Source organism: Pseudomonas sp. YL2 (assembly GCF_023063025.1).
In the GTDB taxonomy this organism is placed as follows: Bacteria; Pseudomonadota; Gammaproteobacteria; order Pseudomonadales; family Pseudomonadaceae; genus Aquipseudomonas; species Aquipseudomonas putida_A.
Genome location: NZ_JAJSLU010000014.1, coordinates 13,291 through 32,603, shown reverse-complemented (window position 1 = coordinate 32,603; position 19,313 = coordinate 13,291). Strand labels below are relative to the sequence as shown.

Here is a 19,313-nt window from a genome sequence, read left to right as displayed (position 1 = left end):
CAAACGCCACCCTACTCTAGGCCCATCCACTGAACTCGCAGGAGCCAGCCATGAGCCAGATTTCCAGCCAGACCCACGCCATCTCGATCAACCCCGCCAACGGCGAGCAGATCGCTCACTACGCCTTTGAATCCGCCGAAGCCCTCGACGCCGCGCTGACCCGCGCCGCATTCGGTTTCTCGAAATGGAAACGCAAGCCGCTGCAGGATCGCTCCCGCGCCCTCACCGCCCTCGCTGGCGCCCTACGCGAAACCGCCGAAGCCATGGCGACCATGATTACCCTGGAAATGGGCAAGCCGATCGCCCAGGCCCGTGGCGAAATCGAGAAATGCGCCAAGCTCTGCGAGTGGTATGCCGAACACGGCCCGGCCATGCTCGACGCCGAACCGACTCAGGTCGAAGGCGGCAAGGCGCGCATCGAGTACCGACCACTCGGCCCGATCCTCGCGGTGATGCCGTGGAACTTCCCGATCTGGCAAGTGCTGCGCGGTGCCGTTCCGGCACTGATCGCCGGCAACACTTACGTGCTCAAACATGCGCCAAACGTGATGGGAAGCGCCTACCTGCTGCGCGACGCCTTTAAACGCGCCGGTTTTGCCGATGGCGTATTTGAAGTGATCAACGTCACCCCGGAAGGCGTTTCCACCGCCATCGCCGACCCGCGCATCGCTGCTGTAACCCTGACCGGCAGCGTCCGTGCCGGCATGGCCATCGGTGCTCAGGCCGGTGCCGCGCTAAAGAAGTGCGTGCTGGAACTGGGTGGTTCCGACCCGTTCATCGTGCTCAATGATGCGGATCTTGATGAGGCCGTGCAGGCTGCCGTCATCGGTCGCTACCAGAACTCCGGCCAGGTCTGCGCCGCGGCCAAGCGCCTGATCATCGAAGAAGGCGTGGTCGAGGAATTCACCCGCAAATTCGTTGAGGCCACCCGCAAGTTGAAGGTCGGCGACCCGTTGTCCGCTGACACCTATATCGGCCCGATGGCACGTTTCGACCTGCGTGACGAACTCGACCAGCAAGTACGCGACACCCTCGAAGAAGGCGCCACCCTGTTGCTCGGCGGCGGCAAGACCGAAGGCGCGGGCAACTACTACGAGCCAACCGTGCTGGCGGATGTCACCGACCGCATGACCTCGTTCAAACAGGAACTGTTCGGCCCGGTCGCGTCGATCATCACCGCCCGCGATTGCGCCCACGCCATCGCCCTGGCCAACGACAGCGACTTCGGCCTGACCGCGACGATCTACACCGCCAATGTCGCGCTGGCCCAGCAACTGACCAGCGAACTGGACACTGGCGGCGTGTTCATCAACGGCTATTCGGCCAGTGACCCGCGCGTGACCTTCGGTGGCGTGAAGAAAAGCGGTTTCGGTCGCGAGTTGTCGCACTTCGGCGTGCGCGAGTTCTGCAACGCGCAGACGGTGTGGCTGGATCGTAAATAATCAGGACTCCAACACGCACTGGTGGGAGTGGGCTTGCTCACGAAGGGGCCGGCATGTTCAGCATTGATAGTGACTGACCTGACGCCTTCGCGAGCAAGCCCGCTCCCACACTCGAAAATTCCGCACACACCGCTATAGCAAGTCGGGCGCTGTTTTTTGCGGCTGCGCAACCGCCCGCCCCTTGCTCAACAACCCGAGCACCACCGCCGCCGAGGCCAGGGTAATCAGCGTAAGGATGTGCAACAGGTACTGAAACGCCGTGGCATAACCCTGCACCAGACGCTCTTTGGCCAGCCCCGGAACGGTGTTGAGCGCATGCGCCATGTCCCCCGTGGTGACCCGGTGCGCGGTCTCGGCAATCAACGCCGCATCGACACTGCCTGCCACTGCCCCCGTCAGATCGGTATGCAGCAGCGAAGTCAGCACTGCGCCCACCACCGCCAGCGCAATACCCTCACCCGCCACGCGCACGGTATTGAAGATCCCCGCCGCCATCCCCGCGCGCTCTTTCGGTACGACGCTGACCGACAGACCATCCATCAAGCCCCACGGCAAACCGGTGCCAATCCCGATCAACAGCATCGCAATGACCAAGGCGGATTTTGGCTCGCCGACGTTGTACAGGCTCAACCCGTGCAAGCCCACCGCAGCGATCAGAAAACCGATCCCCGAGAGAATCCCCGCCGAGACAAACCGGGTCAGCGACGCCGCCAGCATCGGTACCACCAGCATGGGCGCCGACAGCGCCAGTAACAGCAGGCCGGCATCGATTTCGCTCAAGCCTTCCACGCCGATAAAGCGCAATGGCAACATCACCACCAGCACGATGTAGCAAAAACAGGTGCCGATCGGCAGCATCTGCACGCCGATGAAGCGCGGAAAACGCAACAGGGTCAGATCGAGCATCGGATGTTTAACGCGCTTTTCGATGATCACGAACAACCCCAGCAACAATGCCGAAGCGCCCAGCAGACCGCCCACCAGCGGGCTGCCCCAACCGCTTTCCGGCGCCTGAATCACGCCGAAGGTGAACAGCGCCAGCATCGTGCTGAAGGTGATCGTACCCGGCCAATCCAGTCCCGTGGCATCCGGGTTGCGGCTTTCGCGCATGCGGGGCAGGCCGAAGACCATGGCGATCACGCCGATCAGCGCGGTGATAACAAAAATCGCCCGCCAGTTGAACGCCTCGATCAACGCGCCGGCCAGCAGCGGTCCGAAAGCCAGACCGATGCCGAATGTGGTGCCGAGTACGCTGTACGCGCGGGTCCGCGCATGGCCTTCGAATTCCTGCGCCAGCGACGCTGAACCGCTGGCCAACGCCGCAGCACCGGCCACGCCCTGCACCGCACGCAGCCCATCCAGCCAGTACACCGACGGTGCCAGGCTCTGCGCAATCGATGCTGCGGTGAACAGCAACATGCCGAAGCTGAACAGGCGTTTACGCCCATAGACGTCGGCCAACGCTCCCGCCGCCATCAGCAAACTGCCGAATGACAACATGAACGCATTGGTGATCCAGGTCAGGGCCACGGGGCTGCCGCCCAGATCACGGCCAATGGCGGGCGTCGCCACCGCGCCACCGGTAAAACTCAAGGGCAGTACCAATGCCGACAGGCACACGGCCGCGAGGATCAGCAGCTTGTTACGCGCGCCTGGTTGATGAGAGACCGTTGTCATGCATTCATCCTTTAAAGAAATGGCCAGGCTGCGACTTTAAGGCCGTTAGATTGATGCGATAATCCCAGCAATTTTGCATGACTTTGTGAAAGGCATTCACAGATGAAATCACCCTCAGCGGCAGACCTTTGCGTATTTCTCTGTACGGCGCAGCACTTGAATTTCAGCAAGGCCGCCGTCGAAGTCGGGCTCACCCCGTCAGCCCTGAGCCATTCGGTAAAGGCTCTGGAGAATCGCCTCGGTGTGCGTCTGTTCAATCGCACCACCCGCAGCGTGGCGTTGACCGAGGCCGGTGAGCGCTTTTACGCGCGCCTGAAACCGGCGTTCCGCGACATTGACGATGCACTGGAAGACCTCAACCATTTTCGCGACAAACCCACCGGCAACCTGCGCATCACTTGCGGACGCCAGGCGTGCGAGCTGGTATTGCTGCCGATTGCCAGCGAGTTTCTGCAGACGTATCCGGACATTCGCATGGAGGTGGTCGAAAGCGAAGCGTTGCTGGATATCGTCGCCGGCGGATTTGATGCAGGCGTGCGCTTTGGCGATCGACTGGAGGCCGACATGGTCTCGCTGCCGATTGGCCCGGCGATGCGTTCGGTGGTGGTGGCTTCGCCGGCATTCCTTGAACGCCATCCTGCGCCGCAAAAACCCGAAGATCTGCACGACTTGCCGTGCCTGCGCCACCGCTACCCCAGTGGCGCCCTGTATCGCTGGGAATTCGAACGCGATGGCATTGCCCAGGAAATCGAGGTCAACGGCCCGCTGACCCTGGGCGACGTCAGCTTGATGGTCGGCCCTGCACTGCAAGGCCTGGGATTGGCGTATGTGTTCGATGACATGGTCAGCGAACACTTGGCATCGGGGCGTCTGATTCAGCTGTTGGCCGACTGGTGCCCCTACTATCCGGGCCTGCATCTGTACTACCCGAGCCGGCGCCACGTACCGGCGCCGCTCAAGGCTTTTATCGACTTCGCGCGCGAGCGCAGTGGTCACTAGGGCTTACAGATATTTCAGCCAGGCAATATCGCGGCGCCGCGATTTCAGCGCGGAAAACCAGCGCACCGCCGGGTACAGCGCAACCGCCAGCAGCACCGACACCAGCCAGATCGCCGCGACTGAATCGAAGCCGAAATAGCTACCGTGGTTAAGGCCGAACAGCGCCACGGCAATCAGATACAGCACCTTCAGCACGTACAGGTGCAACAGATAAAAGAACATCGGTGCCGAACCGAAGACCGTCAGCCAGCGAATCCAGCGGCGCGTCTGCAGCCGTTCGAACAGCAGCAACAACAGCAATCCGACGCTCACCGTCAGGCTGATGAACAGCAGCGATGGCGGGTACTTGGTGATGTTGAAAAACGCCATCAACGTTTGCACGGTCGTGTCTTCGACCGCCCAAGGCTTTTCGCCGTATCCGTTGAGCAACCGCAGCCCGACGAAACCCAGCAGTCCGGCGATACCAGCCAGCAACAGGCACTGCTGACGAACTCCGGCGTCGGCCGCACGGGCAAACCACGGGCCCAGCGCATAACCCAGACCGATCACGCCGATCCACGGCAACAGCGGATACGAAGTGCGCAAGCGCAGACTGTCACCGACCTCGATCCAGCCCCGATCATGCAGGATCGCCCATGGCACATGCAGTGCCGACTCCGGCGCGAAATGCAGCCCGTCCAGCAGGTTATGCCCGGCAATGATCGCCAGACTCAGCGTCAGCAACAGCCAGCGCGGCAACCAGACCAGCAGCGACAAGGCGATCATGCTCAAGCCAATCGCCCAGATCACCTGCAGATAGATCACGCTCGGCGGCAACTGAAACGTCCATGCAAAATTCACCAAGGTGAATTCCAGCACCACCAGAAACAGCCCACGCTTGAACAGGAAGGCACTGACATCGGCCTTGCCCGCGTACTTCTCGCCGAACAGCCACGCGGACAATCCGGTCAGCAACACGAACACCGGTGCGCACAGATGCGCCAACGTGCGACTGAAAAACAACGCCGGCTCGGTGTTGGCGATGTCCATCGGGTCGGACACCTGACGATGCAACAAAAACGTCTCGCGCACGTGATCCAGCAGCATGAACAGGATCACCAGACCGCGTAACGCATCAATGGACAGCAAGCGGCCGGTCGGCAGCGGGTTGGAACGGGTACACACAATCGTCATGGAGATTTCGCCAACGAGCAAATGAATCAGGGGATCGCAACCGCACACCCCGCCAAAAATTCGAGTTACTCTATAACATTAAAATGTCGATTCCCAACCCAAACGACATTTGCCCAATCACGTCAGGCTTCTATAGTGATCAGGCGCCCCCTGCGCTTTGCGCCTGATGTCGAGCGTTGCCCATGACCTCAACCGAACACCTGATCATCTGCGAGCATTGCGACTGCGTGTACGAAAAAGTCGTGCTCGGCAAACACCAGAAAACCCTCTGTGTGCGGTGCGGCGGCGTGCTGCAGCGCTACAACGGTTTGACCGTCGAGCAGCGGCTGGCCCTGAGTTTCACTGCGGCGATGCTGTGGCTGTTCGCCAATTTCTATCCGGTGATGAGCATCAGCATGAAGGGCCTGAAGAACAGCGCGACGCTGTGGGATTCAGTGCTGGCGCTAAGTCAGGGGCCGATCACCTTCATGGCGATGGTCGCGGCGATTTCGATCATCATCGCCCCGGCGTTTCAACTGGTGCTGCTGATCTGGGTGCTGAGCTTCGCCCTGTCATCGCGCCGGGCGCCGGGCTTCAAGCTGTGCATGCGCTGGCTGGAAACCCTGCGCCCTTGGAGCATGCTCGAAGTGTGTCTGCTGGGGGCGATGGTGGCGGTGTTCAAACTGGCCGGGCTGCTCGATGTGCTGCCGGGTATCGGCCTGTTCGCTTTGGCGGTGCTGAGCCTGATGATGATCCGCATTGCCGGCCGCGACATTCGTGATCTGTGGGACATTCTATGAAGCGACCCGCGACCGCCAGCGAACTGAATCTGTGCCTGTGCCACAGCTGTGGGCTGGCCTGTGACATGACCGACGAGCCGCACCAGTGCCCGCGCTGCGATGCGCCGCTGCATCGGCGCAAGACCAACTCCCTGACGCGCACCTGGGCCTATCTGTTCGCCGCGTTGGCGTTTTACGTGCCGGCCAATCTACTGCCGGTGATGAACACGGTGATGCTCGGCAACGGCGCCGACAGCACGATCATGAGCGGCGTGCTGGAGTTCTGGGAGGGCGGCGCGTGGGACATCGCACTGATCATTTTCATCGCCAGCATCGCGGTGCCGGGGATCAAATTCGTCGCCCTGTCGCTGCTGCTGATCACCGTGCAGCGGGGCAGCGACTGGGCGCGCCGTGAGCGTTCGAAGCTGTACCGTTTCGTCGAGCTGATCGGCTACTGGTCGATGCTCGACGTGCTGGTGGTCGCACTGGTCGCGGCGCTGGTGAAGTTCCAGGCGCTGGGCGATATCGAACCACGCCCGGGCATCCTGTTTTTCGGCATGGTGGTGGTGTTCACCATGCTCTCGGCGATGAGTTTCGACCCACGGCTGATCTGGGACAATGCCCCGGACGACGAACCGCTCAGCGACGCACCACCTCAAGCAGCACCTGCAACGGATGGCGCAGCGCCCGATCCGACTGGCGCTTGACCTGACTGCGGCACGAATAGCCGGTGGCCAGTGCTTCGCCCTGATCCGCCGGGGCTTCGACCTGCCGCGCCCACGATTGCTCGTAGATCACCGCCGAGGTTTCGCGGTTGCGCGCTTCATGGCCGTAGGTGCCGGACATGCCGCAGCAGCCGGTGGCCTGCGTCGCCAGTTTCAATCCGGCTCGCTCGAACACTTGCTCCCACTGGCGAGTGGCGGCCGGCGCGTTGGTTTTCTCGGTGCAGTGTGCCAGCAGACGGAATGACCGGGCCGCATCGGCAGCGGCCTGCTCCGGCATCACCTCGAGCAGCCATTCCTGTACCAGCGCGACTTCCGGGCATTGGTTCATGCCTGGCACTTTCAGGTATTCCTGGCGATAGACCAGCGTCATCGCCGGATCCAGTCCCAGCAGCGGTACGCCAACGTCCGCCAGCTCACGAAGTTGCTGCGCATTGCGCAACGCCGCGCGGTTGAACGCTGACAGGAAACCCTGCACATGCAGCGGCTTGCCATTGGCACTGAAGGGTGCCAGATACACCTGATAGCCAAGTCGTGAAATCAACTCCAGCAGATCCGCCAGCAGCGGCGCCTCGAAGTAACGAGTGAAGGCGTCCTGCACCAACACCACACTGCGCTCGCGCTGGGCGGGGGTCAGCGCCGACAGCGTTGAAACCGTCGCCGGCTGCACCTTCCACCGGCGCAGCGCAGCGTGGAAATCAAAGCGACTGAGCAACGGCACATCGACCATGCCGCCAAGACGCTCCAACTGTTTGCGCACAAAGGTTGCGCCCATCAAACCGTTGTACAGCGCCGGAATCCGCGCCATGTACGGAATGCTGTACTCCAGCGAGGCAATCAGATAATCCCGCGCCGGGCGCAGATAACGGCTGTGATACAGCTCAAGGAAACGCGAACGGAATTCCGGCACGTTGACCTTGACCGGGCACTGTCCCGCGCAGGATTTGCACGCCAGGCAACCGGCCATGGCGTCATACACCTCATGGGAAAAGTCTGCATCCTGCGCGCGGCTGTTGCGCCAGCGTGTCCACAGGTTGCGGAAAAATGCCGGACGACGGATCGCCTCCGACAGCACATCCACCCCTGCCTCGCCCTGCAAACGCAGCCATTCGCGGATCAGCGATGCGCGACCCTTGGGCGATTGCGCACGCTCGCGGGTGGCTTTCCACGATGGGCACATGGCGTCGTCGGGATCGAAGTTGTAGCAGGCGCCGTTGCCGTTGCAGTGCATGGCCGCGCCGTAGCTTTGCCAGACCTTTTCGTCGATCTGCCGATCGAGTTCGCCGCGCAGGGTCACTTCGTCGATTTTCAGCAACGCCGCACCGGTATTGGCCGGGGTGGCGATCTTGCCCGGGTTGAACTGGTTGAACGGGTCGAACGCGGCTTTCAACGCTTGCAACGCCGGGTACAGCTCACCGAAAAACGCCGGCGCGTATTCCGAGCGCAGGCCTTTGCCGTGTTCACCCCACAACAGGCCGCCGTAGCGCTGGGTCAGCGCCGCGACGCCGTCGGACACCGGGCGCACCAGCGCCGCTTGCTGCGGATCCTTCATGTCGAGAATCGGCCGTACGTGCAACACACCGGCATCAACGTGGCCGAACATGCCGTACTGCAAACCGTGGCTGTCGAGCAGTTCGCGCAGTTCGGCGATGTACTCGGCCAGGTGCTGCGGCGGCACTGCGGTGTCTTCGACAAACGGCTGCGGCCGCGCTTCGCCGGCAACGTTGCCGAGCAGGCCGACTGCGCGTTTGCGCATGCCATAAACCTTGTTCACCGCCGCCTGACCGACCGCCAGGGTATGGCCGAGGCGTTCGACCGTGGTGTCGCTGCTCAAGTGTTCGAGGAAGGCTTCGACCCGGTGTCGCAGGTCCTCGGGATCATCACCGCAGAACTCCACCAGGTTGATCCCCAGTGTCGGGCGCTCGGCACTTGCCGGGAAGTATTCGGCGACGCCGTGCCAGACGATGTCCTGCATCGCCAGCAGCAACACCTTGGAATCCACGGTTTCAATCGACAGCGGCTTGAGCGCCATCAGCGCCCGGGCATCGCGCAACGCATCCATGAACCCGGCGTAGCGAATGTTCACCAGCATCGTGTGTTTGGGGATCGGCAGTACGTTGAGCTTCGCCTCAACCACAAAGCCCAGCGAGCCTTCGGCGCCGCACAGCACGCTGTTGAGGTTGAAGCGGTTGTCGGCCTCGCGCAGGTGCGCCAGGTCGTAGCCGGTCAGGCAGCGGTTGAGATCGGGGAAACGCTGTTTGATCAGCTCGCCCTGCTCGTCAATGATCTGCCGTGCACAGCGGTAGACTTCACCTACGCGATCTTCACGGGCGCACAGCGCTGTCAGTTCGTCTTCCGCCAGCGCTGCGCCGTGCAGGCGTTCGCCGCCACGCAGCACCATGTCGAGTTCCAGCACATGGTCGCGGGTCTTGCCGTAGGTGCAACTGCCCTGCCCGCTGGCGTCGGTGTTGATCATGCCGCCAACGGTGGCGCGGTTGGAGGTCGACAGCTCCGGGGCGAAAAACAGCCCGGATGATTTCAGCGCGGCGTTGAGCTGATCCTTGACCACCCCGGCCTGCACCCGCACCCAGCGCTCTTCGACGTTGATTTCCAGAATGCGGTTCATGTGCCGCGACAGGTCGACGACGATGCCATCGGTCAGCGACTGGCCATTGGTGCCGGTGCCACCGCCACGTGGAGTGATCACCACTTGCTGATAGGCCGGCTCGGCAATCAGCCGCGCGACCCGCGCCACGTCCTCGGCATCCTTCGGAAACACCGCCGCTTGCGGCAGACGCTGATAGATCGAATTGTCGGTGGCGAGCACCACGCGACTGGCGTAATCGGCACTGATCTCGCCACGAAAACCACTGGCTTTCAGGGCTTTGAGGAACTTCTGGTAATCGGCGGTCAATGCAGTGGCGGGCGACAGCTGGGCAATCATCGGTCGGGAAATCTCGGTCAAAATCGGGCCGTGTGGCGGTGAACAGTTGTGCGCAATGAATGATTGCGTCACGCTCCCGCCATCTCATGGTGCTTATGTTCATTGCTTGGTGCTATCGAGACAAACGTAAAATCGACCCGTAATCCATGACTAAAACGAATGAATCCGCGAACCCTCACCCCTTCCATGTCGTTGTTGCTGGCCTTTGAGGCTGCCGCACGCCATGAAAGCTACACCCGCGCTGCCCACGAACTGTCGCTGACGCAAAGCGCGGTCAGCCGTCAGGTGCAGATTCTGGAAAAGATGCTCGGCATGCGCCTGTTCAGTCGCGAGGGCCGGCAAGTGGTGCTGACCGATGTCGGGCGCATGTATCAGCGCGAACTGGCCGAAGCCCTCGGGCAGATCCGCAGCGCGACGTTGCAGGCCATGGCGTTCGGTTCCGGCATTCATAGTTTGCGTCTGGCGACGCTGCCGACCTTCGGCTCGAAATGGCTGCTGCCGCGACTCAAGGACTTCTACACCGCACATCCCGGCATGACCGTGCACTTGCATTCGCGCATCGAAGCGATCGACTTCGACACCAGCGAGATCGATGCGGCGATCTGCGTCGGTGCGGGGGATTGGCCGGGGCTGAGCGCCCTGCCCCTGCACACTGAAGAGCTGGTGGTGATTGCCAGTGCGCAGTTGTCATTGGCCGAACGCGACGAAGCCGAACAGCACATCGCCGGGCAGTTACTGCTCAATGTCAGCAGCAATGCCCAGGCCTGGGCGGAATGGTTCACGCATCATGGTTTGCCCCACCGCAGCATGCGCATCGGGCCGAGCTTTGAAATGACCTCGCACCTGATTCAGGCGGTGCGGACGAATATTGGCGTGGGGCTGGTGCCACGGATTCTGGTGGAGGATGAATTGCTTAACGGCGAGCTGCTGCAACTGGGGGAGCCGATCACCAGCCGCCGCAGCTACTACCTGGTGTATCCGCCGCGTAATGAGGCGTTGCCGTCACTGAAAGCGTTCAGGGACTGGTTGGTGGATACGCTCTGACCGCAGCCCCCACAAATGCAAAACATAACGAAACGCCGCTCGATGAGCGGCGTTCAGTCAATCCCGGTACTGGCGCTTTAGCGGTGGCGGCGCACTCGGCCCCTTGACGAGGGGCTTGGCCAGCAGCTTGCCATCCGGGCCATAAAACAGGCGCCTGACGCTGGGCGGCATGGGAGTAGGCTCTTTTGCGCTCATGATGAAACCTCTTCGACAGAACTGAATTCGACCCACTGGACTTTCGAGGAATCTATCACCAATAGTTCGGCGCCAAAAGGCAACGCCACGCCATCCTCCCCCAGCCAGCCTGGATTCAGCATGATGAACTGCCCCTCCAGCGGGCCGGAAGGCCACTCGACGGGCCAGCCGAACAATCGCCTTTCATCCGTCAAATGCAGCGTTACCAGGCGATTGTGGCGGGCAAAGGTGCTGTACCACTCGCTGGGGTATGAGTTTTTATTCGTTACATTTTTACTTCGTAACCATTTGTGCAATTTGTCATTCGACGCCAGAGCACACGACAACAAGCCGAGCGCCATTGAGACCATGAACGCCCACACGGCCTGGGATTTGCCATCCCACTTTCCTACAGAAAAGCCTTTCGAGCCTACCCATAGACCAATAGCGCCGATCCCCAACACCACCCCATGAATCACAAACGTAAAGATCAACGCCTGCACAATCTGCCCAAACGTATCAGGCCGTTTGAATGAAGTGAGCGTGTAGAAAATCCAGGTAGAAACAAATCCGGGAATCAGATACTGCAACAACGGAATAACTTCTTTGACCAGATCATCCATGATCCGTGGCTCCTTGAAAGGCATGCCCCTCCGGTTACCGGGCGGCACTCAGAAGCCTAGCGCACACTGGAATACGCCTCGTGCCGATCTGTCACAGCGCATTTCGCAAAGCAAAAAAAAGCAGAAACCATTGATCCGGTTTCTGCTTTTTGTGGGGCTGGCTTTTGCAGCGGAGGCTGGGCTTTACAGGCAGTCACGCACCGATTTGCGCAACGACCCGGACTTGGCCCATGGCGGTCCCTGATACAGGGAAACGCGGCTGCCGTCCTTGTATTTGATGATGTCGAGAATCTCGTCGGCGGTGACGAGGCTCGGCGCCTTGATCCGGTAGCCGTTGGAAATGGACGTCTGCGTGGTCTTAGGAATGTCCTGCTGCCACAACGGCAACAAGCACGCGGCATAGTCTTTAGGCGCTTTGGTGGTGGTTTTGCTGAGATTTGGCTCGCCCGGAACCAGCGATGCTGGCAATGAGCAACCCGCCAGCAATGCCAACGCCAAACTCCCGATCCATATCCGCATGGTGTTTCCCTGATCTGAAAAAAGCGAATGTAACGTGTAACCGGTTGTACATCCATCCCGACGCCCCGCTACAAGGGCATTTGGACAAATATTTACATGCATGCAGCCCGGTGGCAGACGAGCTGCGCATCATCGAAGAAAAATGCGACTACTCTGTTCTACCGAGAATGTTCCGGAGGTGATCATGCGGCTCAATGAATACGAACACGAACTTCAGCGCGACCTGCAAGCCGTTGCATCGGATCTGAGATGGTCGGCGGTCGACCTCAAACGCATCGCCGAACAGCTGCGCAAGAGCGGCAATGAAGCGGATGCCCAGGCGGTACTCAGGTCCTGCGAGGTGCTGCAAAGTGATGAAGAACGCTTGCAGCTGTATGCCAGGGAAGTGAAAACGCGCTCCATCAGCCGGACCAAGGTCCACTGATACCACCCCCTGCCCTCAACAAGAGCCCCGGTAATCACCGGGGCTCTTTCGTTACATTTGCTTCAACTTGCAGTGTGACTTCGCGCTCGCACCGAGCGTTTTCTGTAACCCGGCAACGCAGCGGCATAGGCCAGCGCTTCCTCTCTGCTACCGAACGACGCAAGCCGATCGCCTTGAGTACAAACCCGCCACGGGCCGTTGTTCACGCTGAGTACGTCGTAGCCGTTCATGTGCATTTTGCTCAAGACCGGAATGCTCATGGGTACCTCCTTTTTGCCGACGGTGGAGTCAGCTCTGCCTTTTTAACTTACACCCGGATGCCGCAGTTGTGCCGACCGGGTGTCGCCATCGCGATGCGCCAAGGCTCTGGCACTTTCAGCCAGGCCAAACACTCAAAACCCCAAGGGAACCTTTGAATCCGGGCCCGGCTCGAATATTGCAGTTTTATTTCATTTATGTGACACGCAGTAAACAGGTAACAGATGAAAGTACGCGCCACCGTTATTTGCGAGCAGGATCGACACGTTCTCCTGGTGCGCAAACCCCGCTGCCGTTGGACATTGCCCGGCGGCAAGGTCGAGCCTGGGGAAACCAAAGCCGGGGCGGCGACGCGCGAGCTGCAGGAAGAAACGGCACTGGATGCCGAGCAGATGTTGTATCTGATGGAACTGCACAGCGGCAGCACCCAGCATCATGTCTACGAGGCGTCGGTGCTCGATCTTGAGCAGTTGCGCCCGCAAAACGAGATCACCGAATGTATCTGGCATCCGCTGGACGCGGTGCAGAATCTACCCACCAGCGAGGCGACGTTACGTATCGTGCAGGCGTTTCAACGGCGCTTGTAAGGTATCACCCGGCGAATGCCCGGCGCCCGGCGCTCATTTCCGTGCGCAACTCACCAATGAAGTTGGACAGATCGCGGATCGTCACCAGATGTTCCGGCGACACACCATTGAGCAACAACTCGACTCGCCCGGACTCAGGCTCATACACCTTGATCCGCAGCAGCCCCTGCTCCACTTGTGTGCATTCGCATTCAAGCGACGGAAAGCCGGATTCGACGATCCGGCAGATGTCGGCAATGGCTAACATGGGCGCACGCCTCGCAGGCGATGAGTCGGTCGACCGATTCAGCATAGATGAGCGATCAATAATCTGCCGCCCAAGCAAGTGCCAACCCGATCACATTTCCATCGCGGCCTCAGTGCGCGTCATGATCCCAGATCCAGTTCCACATCCCCGGCAACTGCACCGGCTGCGAACTCTGCTGAACCGTGCGCGCCAGCGCCGCTTTCTGCAGCGCCGCGTGATCATCGTAGAACGGTTTGTCCGCCAGTTTCACGCCAGTGGCGGCGGCACTATCGAGCAGGATCTGCAGGTATTCGCGGGTATGCCGCGCGGTGTAGCGGTTGAGGTCATGAAAGGTCACCACCACTGGAATCACCCCGTCCACAGTCGGAAATTCGCCGAGGGCAATGCGCTCGCGGACTTCCGATAGCTGGCGCAGCATATTCGCCCGACGTCGGGGACTGGCGTTGAAGCCCCAGATCTTGCCGTCATTGGCGCTCAAATCGGTCAACAACACGTGCAAGCCATGCTGCTGATACGCGGCGAAGGTGCGCTTGTCGTAATTCCAGAATGGCGGGCGCAGCAGGATCGGTGCTGCTCCGGTGATCGCGGCGATATCCGCCGTGCCGTTGCGCAACGACTGCTCCAGTTCTTGCGGATCGAGCGAGCGATGATTGGTGTGCCAATGGGTGGCGGTGTGGAATCCGAGGATGTGCCCTTCGGCGTGCTCGCGCCGCATGATGCCGCGACCAATGTCACTGTTACCGGCGCGAGGCGCGCGGGTCTGGACGAAGAACACCGCTTTGATGTCCGGTTGCACCGGGTTGACCTTGAGGCTATCGAGCACGGTCGCCGAAGGGTTCCAGAAACTCGAGGCGCTGGGGCCATCATCGAAGGTCAGCAGAAAACGCACCGGGGCCTGGGCCTTGAGCCGGGTTTCGGTTTGCGCGGTCATCTCGATCGGCGCGGCAATGCAGCCGGCCAGCCCAAGCGCGATGGCCGCTGCACAGAGAAGATTGAACGCGTATTTCATGTTTTGCCTTGCGCCTGACCGTTGCGGCCCTGTTGTCGACTGGCAAAACTCCCTCGCCCTGATCCATCCCTGCGCCCGGCTCCGCGAGACAGGTTTGGATAGGGTACACAGGCTTTGGTTCCGGCGCTCGCTCAGTCAGCCAGAGCCTGTTGAAACGAGGTATCGATAACCCCGGCGGTGGCCAGCGGCGCCGGCAGTGCCTTGACCTTGAACAGGAAGTCCGCGGTGCCTTGCAGGTCGACCGCCGCCTGCTGATCCACCGGCCCGACAGTCATGTGCGCCTGACGCAACCAGTGCCGTGAAACCTGCTGATCGAGATTGGCTTTCTTCGCCCACAGGTCCGCGTATTCGTCGGTGTGGCTGTCGACCCAGGCCCGCGCCTGTTTCAAACGCCCGAGAAAATCGGCAATCGCGGCACGCTTGCTGTTGATCGACGGCGCTGACGCGGCAATCGCGCTGAGGCCTGGCATCAGGTTTTTCGCGGTGAGAATCGGCCGCGCACCGGAGAACACGATTTGCTGGGAGATGTACGGTTCCCACACCGGGAACGCGTCGATGCTGCCCTGTGGCAATGCCGCTGCCGCATCAATCGGCATCAACTTGACGAAGTCGACGTAATTTTCCGGCAGACCGCCCTGCTCCAGGGCGCGCAAGGTCAGCTGCTGGCTCCAGGCGCCGGGCCAGTAGGCGACTTTCTTGCCCTTCAGATCCGCAATGGTTTTCACCGGCGAATCTTTCGGCACCAGCAAGGCGATAGTGTCCGGGTTCTGCCGCGACACACCGATCAGTTTCACCGGCGCCTGTTTGGCGGCGAGAAACAGAAAACCCGAATCGCCAAGAAAGCCCAGATCCAGCGAGCCGGTCTGCAACGCCTCGGCCAGTGGCGCGGCGGCCTGGAAGTGCTTCCAGTCGACGCTGTAAGGCGCGTCTTTCAACACGCCGGAGGCTTCGACCGAAGCGCGGATGTTGTAGTAATTCTGGTCTCCGACGTGCAGGACCAACGGCTCGGCGGCGTGGGCAAGCGGTGCGGTGAATAATGCGGTCATCAGTGTGCTGCGGAGCAAACGAGAGAGCTTCATGGGGAGGTCCTGCGACGGGATTTTGCATAGACCATAACGCTGTTGATAAACCGATTTTAAATTCGATTAAGGCATAAGCTCAGCGCTCGGAATGCTCACTGTCCGCTGCGCAACAGTGCCTTGCCACAATGTTTCCCATGCAACAGTTGAAAGGCGCTAAAACCGGGGAAAACCCCGTAAACATGGGTCGAAACGCACATGGCACAGAGCCTGCAATATTCCATTCATGCAGGACGCAGCCGATAAAAATATATTTTTGGACATAACAACCAGTGCCTTCGCCGGAGCGCCCCATGACATCGTTCTTACCGTTTACCCGCCTCAAAACGCTGCTGGTCGCCAGCGCCATGGCATTGAGCCTGCAACCGCTGGCCGAAGCCGCCGAAGCGCCGCCTGCGGAAGTCCATCTGGATTACGCTTACTACTCACCCGTGAGTCTGGTGCTCAAACATTTCGGTTTTCTCGAAAAGGCCCTGCCACAGTCCAAAATCAGTTGGGTGCTGAGCCAGGGCAGTAACCGTTCGCTGGAATACCTGAACAGCGGTGGCGTCGATTTCGCCTCCAGCGCCAGCCTCGCTGCAGTGCTGAGCCGGGCCAACGGCAGCCCGATCAAGTCGGTATACGTTTACAGCCGTGCCGAATGGACCGCGCTGGTAGTGCGCAAGGATTCGCCGTACCAGAGCCTCGCCGACCTCAAGGGCAAGAAAATCGCCGCCACCAAAGGCACCGACCCGTACCTGTTCACCCTGCGCAGCCTGCAACAGGCCGGACTGAAGAAAGACGACGTGGAACTGGTGCACCTGCAACATCCGGACGGCCGCACCGCGCTGGAAAAAGGCGATGTCGACGCCTGGGCCGGACTCGATCCGCACATGGCCGCCAGCCAGGTGCAGGCCGGTTCACGTCTGCTGTATCGCAACCCGGCATTCAACAGCTACGGCGTGGTCAGCGTCACCGAGCAGTACGCCAGGGAGCATCCGCAAACCATCGACACGGTGATCAAAGCCTACGAGCAGGCGCGCGAATGGGCGCTGAAAAATCCCGAAGAGTTCGCCGCGTTGCTGGCCAAGGAGTCCGGTCTGCCGCTGGACGTGGCCAAACTGCAGTTGTCGCGCACCGACCTGAGCAGTCCACAACTGACCGCCAACGATGTGCAAGCGTCGAAAGCCGCAGCACCGATTCTGGTCTCCGAGGAACTGGTGCGGCGTGGAGTGAATGTCGATCAAGTCATCGATCAGTTGCTCGACAATGGTGTGCAGCAAGCCGTCGCCCGCCAGTAACCGACCAGACTCACCGCCCATCCCTGTCTGAAGCGGATGAGCGGTGAGCGGAGCCCCCGCATGACCATTCGCAGTAATGAATTGCCCGCGCCTCCCCGGAGTTTGTCGCGGCCTCGTCCCTCAACCCTCAATCCGACATGGCGACGGCGCCTGAAAGGTCTGGCTCTGCCGCTGCTGATCGTGGTCGCCCTGGAGTTCATCGTGCGTCTCGGCTGGCTTCCGTCCTATCAAATGCCGGCGCCCAGCGAGATCGCCCTGACCCTCACCGACCTCGCCGAAGGCGCACTGTGGAAACACATCGGCGCCAGCCTGCTGCGGGTGTTGCTCGGCTTTGCAATTGGCGCCAGCCTGGCGCTGGCGTTCGCCGCCTGGGTCGGTCTGAGCCGTGAGGCCGAGGCGTATCTGGAACCGACATTCGCCGCGCTGCGTTCGATTCCGAGTCTGGCCTGGGTGCCGCTGTTGATGCTGTGGCTGGGCATCGATGAAACCTCGAAGATCGTGCTGATCGCTATCGGCGCGTTTTTTCCGGTGTACGTCAACGTGGTCGCGGCGATTCGCAACATCGATCGCAAACTGGTCGAGGTCGGGCGCATCTATGGCTTCAGCCGCTGGCAACTGGTGCGGCGGATTCTGCTGCCCGCCGCTCTGCCCGGCCTGTTCACCGGACTGCGCAGCGGCATGAGTCTGGCGTGGATGTTTCTGGTGGCCGCCGAGCTGATCGCCGCGACCAAGGGCCTCGGTTATCTGCTCAGCGACGGCCGCGAAACCTCGCGCCCGGACATCGTGCTGGCGGCGATTATCGTGCTCGCCTTGCTCGGCAAACTCAGCGACGGTTTGCTCGCAGTGCTGGAACGCCGCTGGCTGATGTGGCGCGACACCTTCACCGGTCAGGAGGCGCAGGATTGATTGGCCAGAGCCAACTATGCTGAAAGCGTCCACCCAGAGATTCGGCGCATGTGCGGAAGACTCTCGCAGTACCGCGGCATTCACGACTTCGTCGCGGTGCTTAGCATTCCCGATGCGCTGATCAATCACGTCGGCGACGCTGCGCTGGAGCGCTACAACGCGGCGCCGACCACGTCACTCGCGGTGCTCCATCAACATGATCAACGCCTGTATGCCGACAACCTGCGCTGGGGCTGGCGCCCGCACTGGGCCAAAGATCGCGCGGCGCCAATCAACGCGCGCGTGGAGAAAGTCGCCCACGGGCCGTTCTTCCGGGCGATCTGGCGTCATCGGCTGATCGTGCCCATCGACAACTGGTTCGAATGGGTCGACGGCCCGGATAAAACCCGACAGCCGTGGCTGATCCGTCGTGCCGATCGCGGGCCGGTTTTCTGTGCGGCCATCGGACAGTTTCCGACACCCGGCAGCGATGGTCGGGACGACGATGGATTCGTGATCATCACCGCCGACAGCATCGGGGGCCTGCTCGATATCCATGATCGAAGACCCGTGGTCTTTCGCGCTGACATGGCTGCCGAGTGGCTCGACAGCGCCACGCCTGTTGAACGCGCCGAACAGATGCTCCTGTTTGAAGGCGAACCCAGTGATGCCTTCGCCTGGCACAAAGTCGGCAAGGCAGTCGGCAATTCACGCAATCAGGGTGCAGGGCTGATTGAAGAAGTGGCTTAAAGATCCACGTTCTCACGCGTCTACCTTGTAGTTGACGCAAGATCTTTACAGCTGGTGTTTCATTGTTGAGACAGCCCGAGAAAAACAGTCGTTTGAGCGAACTAACCGCCTGTCTGACATTTCAACCGTCATACATACATTTACATGCACTACGGATAGCATGCGCGCCGCATTTCCATTTGGCATACCAGTTGACCAAAGAGTCAGCAAAACCAGGAATCCCCTACAACTTTAACAAGCCTTGCAGAGAACTAAGTTGCGCGACGATTTTGCAATCAAACAGGCCAACGGCCTGGAGTGTATCTATCTGTCCATGACAGAACGCTTTCAACTCGACTGTTTTATCGGCCACTACATCAAGACCCGAAACCTGCGTTCAGTGCCGGACATCGAACGCATCCTGCGCACGACTCTCGAAGGCTATCCCGGCCACCCACCGGTGATGGTCAACGAGCTCAATGCATGGATCGACAAGACCCTGGGCTATCGGGCGTCACATCCGGACTTCCCGTCTCTGGAAGACCTCTGAACAACAAAAAGCCCCGCTGTTGCGGGGCTTTTTGCAGATTGCTCTCAGAGCTTCATATCAGGCCCGGTAAGTTCCTTGCCATCGTCGTGCTTCCACGTCTGTTCCTTGCGTTTCTCACGCTCGATTTCTTCTTCGCTGGGCTCGTCTACTTCTTCGTCTTCATCAGGACGCTTTTGCTCGGTCGTCATGT

The 19,313-nt window shown here is 60.6% G+C and carries 21 protein-coding genes; 11 read left to right on the top strand and 10 right to left on the bottom strand.

Annotated features, from left to right (window positions below; genetic code table 11):
• Positions 1-50 precede the first annotated feature (50 nt).
• Positions 51-1,442, top strand: coding sequence for an aldehyde dehydrogenase family protein (locus LVD08_RS19485; protein ID WP_247268954.1), 1,392 nt, complete (start codon positions 51-53; stop codon positions 1,440-1,442).
• 132 nt (positions 1,443-1,574) lie between these two features.
• Here LVD08_RS19485 and LVD08_RS19480 read toward each other — a convergent pair whose 3' ends face one another.
• Positions 1,575-3,119, bottom strand: coding sequence for an MFS transporter (locus LVD08_RS19480; protein WP_247268953.1), 1,545 nt, complete (start codon positions 3,117-3,119; stop codon positions 1,575-1,577).
• Between the two features lie 102 nt (positions 3,120-3,221).
• Here LVD08_RS19480 and LVD08_RS19475 point away from each other — a divergent pair, with 102 nt between their 5' ends.
• Entirely contained in the window at positions 3,222-4,118 is an 897-nt protein-coding gene (locus LVD08_RS19475) for a LysR family transcriptional regulator (protein ID WP_247268952.1), read from the top strand.
• A 3-nt stretch (positions 4,119-4,121) separates the two neighbouring features.
• Here the strand turns inward: LVD08_RS19475 and LVD08_RS19470 are convergent, their stop codons facing one another.
• On the bottom strand, positions 4,122-5,291 hold the full coding sequence (locus tag LVD08_RS19470) for a DUF1624 domain-containing protein (protein ID WP_247268951.1): 1,170 nt from the start codon (positions 5,289-5,291) through the stop codon (positions 4,122-4,124).
• A 182-nt stretch (positions 5,292-5,473) separates the two neighbouring features.
• Between LVD08_RS19470 and LVD08_RS19465 the strand changes: the two genes are divergently transcribed.
• Together LVD08_RS19465 and LVD08_RS19460 are read left to right on the top strand one after the other, a co-directional pair.
• Complete coding sequence (locus LVD08_RS19465) at positions 5,474-6,070, top strand: paraquat-inducible protein A (RefSeq protein WP_003225887.1); 597 nt, start codon at positions 5,474-5,476, stop codon at positions 6,068-6,070.
• Positions 6,067-6,756: a paraquat-inducible protein A gene (locus tag LVD08_RS19460; protein ID WP_247268950.1), complete on the top strand. Its 690-nt coding sequence runs from the start codon at positions 6,067-6,069 to the stop codon at positions 6,754-6,756. Before LVD08_RS19465 ends, LVD08_RS19460 begins: the two co-directional genes overlap by 4 nt.
• On the opposite strand, the gene ydiJ is transcribed toward LVD08_RS19460, so the two are convergent.
• Complete coding sequence (gene ydiJ, locus LVD08_RS19455) at positions 6,689-9,715, bottom strand: D-2-hydroxyglutarate dehydrogenase YdiJ (protein ID WP_247269025.1); 3,027 nt, start codon at positions 9,713-9,715, stop codon at positions 6,689-6,691. The two genes, LVD08_RS19460 and ydiJ, sit on opposite strands and share 68 nt — an antisense overlap.
• A 159-nt stretch (positions 9,716-9,874) precedes the next feature.
• On the opposite strand from ydiJ, the gene LVD08_RS19450 reads away from it, so the two are divergent.
• Positions 9,875-10,759 carry a LysR substrate-binding domain-containing protein gene (locus tag LVD08_RS19450; protein ID WP_247268949.1) on the top strand — a complete coding sequence of 295 codons (885 nt, stop codon included), beginning with the start codon at positions 9,875-9,877 and terminating at the stop codon, positions 10,757-10,759.
• A gap of 191 nt (positions 10,760-10,950) precedes the next feature.
• On the opposite strand, the gene LVD08_RS19445 is transcribed toward LVD08_RS19450, so the two are convergent.
• Positions 10,951-11,556 carry a DUF6338 family protein gene (locus LVD08_RS19445; protein WP_097090321.1) on the bottom strand — a complete coding sequence of 202 codons (606 nt, stop codon included), beginning with the start codon at positions 11,554-11,556 and terminating at the stop codon, positions 10,951-10,953.
• A gap of 183 nt (positions 11,557-11,739) precedes the next feature.
• Complete coding sequence (locus LVD08_RS19440) at positions 11,740-12,075, bottom strand: hypothetical protein (RefSeq protein ID WP_003225912.1); 336 nt, start codon at positions 12,073-12,075, stop codon at positions 11,740-11,742.
• A gap of 184 nt (positions 12,076-12,259) precedes the next feature.
• Here LVD08_RS19440 and LVD08_RS19435 point away from each other — a divergent pair, with 184 nt between their 5' ends.
• Complete coding sequence (locus tag LVD08_RS19435) at positions 12,260-12,499, top strand: hypothetical protein (RefSeq protein WP_027612987.1); 240 nt, start codon at positions 12,260-12,262, stop codon at positions 12,497-12,499.
• 62 nt (positions 12,500-12,561) lie between these two features.
• Here LVD08_RS19435 and LVD08_RS19430 read toward each other — a convergent pair whose 3' ends face one another.
• Positions 12,562-12,759 carry a DUF2188 domain-containing protein gene (locus tag LVD08_RS19430; RefSeq protein WP_247268948.1) on the bottom strand — a complete coding sequence of 66 codons (198 nt, stop codon included), beginning with the start codon at positions 12,757-12,759 and terminating at the stop codon, positions 12,562-12,564.
• 222 nt (positions 12,760-12,981) lie between these two features.
• Between LVD08_RS19430 and LVD08_RS19425 the strand changes: the two genes are divergently transcribed.
• Positions 12,982-13,344: an NUDIX hydrolase gene (locus LVD08_RS19425; protein ID WP_096796396.1), complete on the top strand. Its 363-nt coding sequence runs from the start codon at positions 12,982-12,984 to the stop codon at positions 13,342-13,344.
• Between the two features lie 4 nt (positions 13,345-13,348).
• Here LVD08_RS19425 and LVD08_RS19420 read toward each other — a convergent pair whose 3' ends face one another.
• From LVD08_RS19420 to LVD08_RS19410, 3 genes are all read right to left on the bottom strand, one after another.
• Positions 13,349-13,591: a DUF1652 domain-containing protein gene (locus LVD08_RS19420; protein WP_097090319.1), complete on the bottom strand. Its 243-nt coding sequence runs from the start codon at positions 13,589-13,591 to the stop codon at positions 13,349-13,351.
• A gap of 109 nt (positions 13,592-13,700) precedes the next feature.
• Positions 13,701-14,600, bottom strand: a complete 900-nt coding sequence (locus tag LVD08_RS19415) for a polysaccharide deacetylase family protein (RefSeq protein ID WP_247268947.1) — start codon at positions 14,598-14,600, stop codon at positions 13,701-13,703.
• A gap of 131 nt (positions 14,601-14,731) precedes the next feature.
• Positions 14,732-15,679 carry an ABC transporter substrate-binding protein gene (locus LVD08_RS19410; RefSeq protein WP_183780531.1) on the bottom strand — a complete coding sequence of 316 codons (948 nt, stop codon included), beginning with the start codon at positions 15,677-15,679 and terminating at the stop codon, positions 14,732-14,734.
• A 293-nt stretch (positions 15,680-15,972) separates the two neighbouring features.
• Here LVD08_RS19410 and LVD08_RS19405 point away from each other — a divergent pair, with 293 nt between their 5' ends.
• The 4 genes from LVD08_RS19405 to LVD08_RS19390 all read left to right on the top strand — a co-directional run bounded on the left by LVD08_RS19405 (position 15,973) and on the right by LVD08_RS19390 (position 19,123).
• A complete protein-coding gene (locus LVD08_RS19405) occupies positions 15,973-16,959 on the top strand; it encodes an aliphatic sulfonate ABC transporter substrate-binding protein (protein ID WP_247268946.1) in 987 nt (328 codons plus the stop codon).
• Between the two features lie 60 nt (positions 16,960-17,019).
• Complete coding sequence (locus LVD08_RS19400) at positions 17,020-17,865, top strand: ABC transporter permease (protein ID WP_247268945.1); 846 nt, start codon at positions 17,020-17,022, stop codon at positions 17,863-17,865.
• A 48-nt stretch (positions 17,866-17,913) separates the two neighbouring features.
• Positions 17,914-18,594 carry an SOS response-associated peptidase gene (locus LVD08_RS19395; RefSeq protein ID WP_115989523.1) on the top strand — a complete coding sequence of 227 codons (681 nt, stop codon included), beginning with the start codon at positions 17,914-17,916 and terminating at the stop codon, positions 18,592-18,594.
• Positions 18,595-18,850: 256 nt separating this feature from the next.
• Positions 18,851-19,123, top strand: coding sequence for a hypothetical protein (locus tag LVD08_RS19390; RefSeq protein ID WP_027612979.1), 273 nt, complete (start codon positions 18,851-18,853; stop codon positions 19,121-19,123).
• Between the two features lie 44 nt (positions 19,124-19,167).
• On the opposite strand, the gene LVD08_RS19385 is transcribed toward LVD08_RS19390, so the two are convergent.
• Positions 19,168-19,311, bottom strand: a complete 144-nt coding sequence (locus LVD08_RS19385; RefSeq protein WP_177325641.1) for a hypothetical protein — start codon at positions 19,309-19,311, stop codon at positions 19,168-19,170.
• Positions 19,312-19,313 lie beyond the last annotated feature (2 nt).

Bases quoted from the DNA above. Each gene is read 5' to 3' on its own strand.
- LVD08_RS19485 (WP_247268954.1), top strand. From the start codon at position 51: ATGAGCCAGATTTCCAGCCAGACCCACGCCATCTCGATCAACCCCGCC.
- LVD08_RS19480 (WP_247268953.1), bottom strand. From the start codon at position 3,119: ATGACAACGGTCTCTCATCAACCAGGCGCGCGTAACAAGCTGCTGATC.
- LVD08_RS19475 (WP_247268952.1), top strand. From the start codon at position 3,222: ATGAAATCACCCTCAGCGGCAGACCTTTGCGTATTTCTCTGTACGGCG.
- LVD08_RS19470 (WP_247268951.1), bottom strand. From the start codon at position 5,291: ATGACGATTGTGTGTACCCGTTCCAACCCGCTGCCGACCGGCCGCTTG.
- LVD08_RS19465 (WP_003225887.1), top strand. From the start codon at position 5,474: ATGACCTCAACCGAACACCTGATCATCTGCGAGCATTGCGACTGCGTG.
- LVD08_RS19460 (WP_247268950.1), top strand. From the start codon at position 6,067: ATGAAGCGACCCGCGACCGCCAGCGAACTGAATCTGTGCCTGTGCCAC.
- ydiJ (WP_247269025.1), bottom strand. From the start codon at position 9,715: ATGATTGCCCAGCTGTCGCCCGCCACTGCATTGACCGCCGATTACCAG.
- LVD08_RS19450 (WP_247268949.1), top strand. From the start codon at position 9,875: ATGAATCCGCGAACCCTCACCCCTTCCATGTCGTTGTTGCTGGCCTTT.
- LVD08_RS19445 (WP_097090321.1), bottom strand. From the start codon at position 11,556: ATGGATGATCTGGTCAAAGAAGTTATTCCGTTGTTGCAGTATCTGATT.
- LVD08_RS19440 (WP_003225912.1), bottom strand. From the start codon at position 12,075: ATGCGGATATGGATCGGGAGTTTGGCGTTGGCATTGCTGGCGGGTTGC.
- LVD08_RS19435 (WP_027612987.1), top strand. From the start codon at position 12,260: ATGCGGCTCAATGAATACGAACACGAACTTCAGCGCGACCTGCAAGCC.
- LVD08_RS19430 (WP_247268948.1), bottom strand. From the start codon at position 12,759: ATGAGCATTCCGGTCTTGAGCAAAATGCACATGAACGGCTACGACGTA.
- LVD08_RS19425 (WP_096796396.1), top strand. From the start codon at position 12,982: ATGAAAGTACGCGCCACCGTTATTTGCGAGCAGGATCGACACGTTCTC.
- LVD08_RS19420 (WP_097090319.1), bottom strand. From the start codon at position 13,591: ATGTTAGCCATTGCCGACATCTGCCGGATCGTCGAATCCGGCTTTCCG.
- LVD08_RS19415 (WP_247268947.1), bottom strand. From the start codon at position 14,600: ATGAAATACGCGTTCAATCTTCTCTGTGCAGCGGCCATCGCGCTTGGG.
- LVD08_RS19410 (WP_183780531.1), bottom strand. From the start codon at position 15,679: ATGAAGCTCTCTCGTTTGCTCCGCAGCACACTGATGACCGCATTATTC.
- LVD08_RS19405 (WP_247268946.1), top strand. From the start codon at position 15,973: ATGACATCGTTCTTACCGTTTACCCGCCTCAAAACGCTGCTGGTCGCC.
- LVD08_RS19400 (WP_247268945.1), top strand. From the start codon at position 17,020: ATGACCATTCGCAGTAATGAATTGCCCGCGCCTCCCCGGAGTTTGTCG.
- LVD08_RS19395 (WP_115989523.1), top strand. From the start codon at position 17,914: ATGTGCGGAAGACTCTCGCAGTACCGCGGCATTCACGACTTCGTCGCG.
- LVD08_RS19385 (WP_177325641.1), bottom strand. From the start codon at position 19,311: ATGACGACCGAGCAAAAGCGTCCTGATGAAGACGAAGAAGTAGACGAG.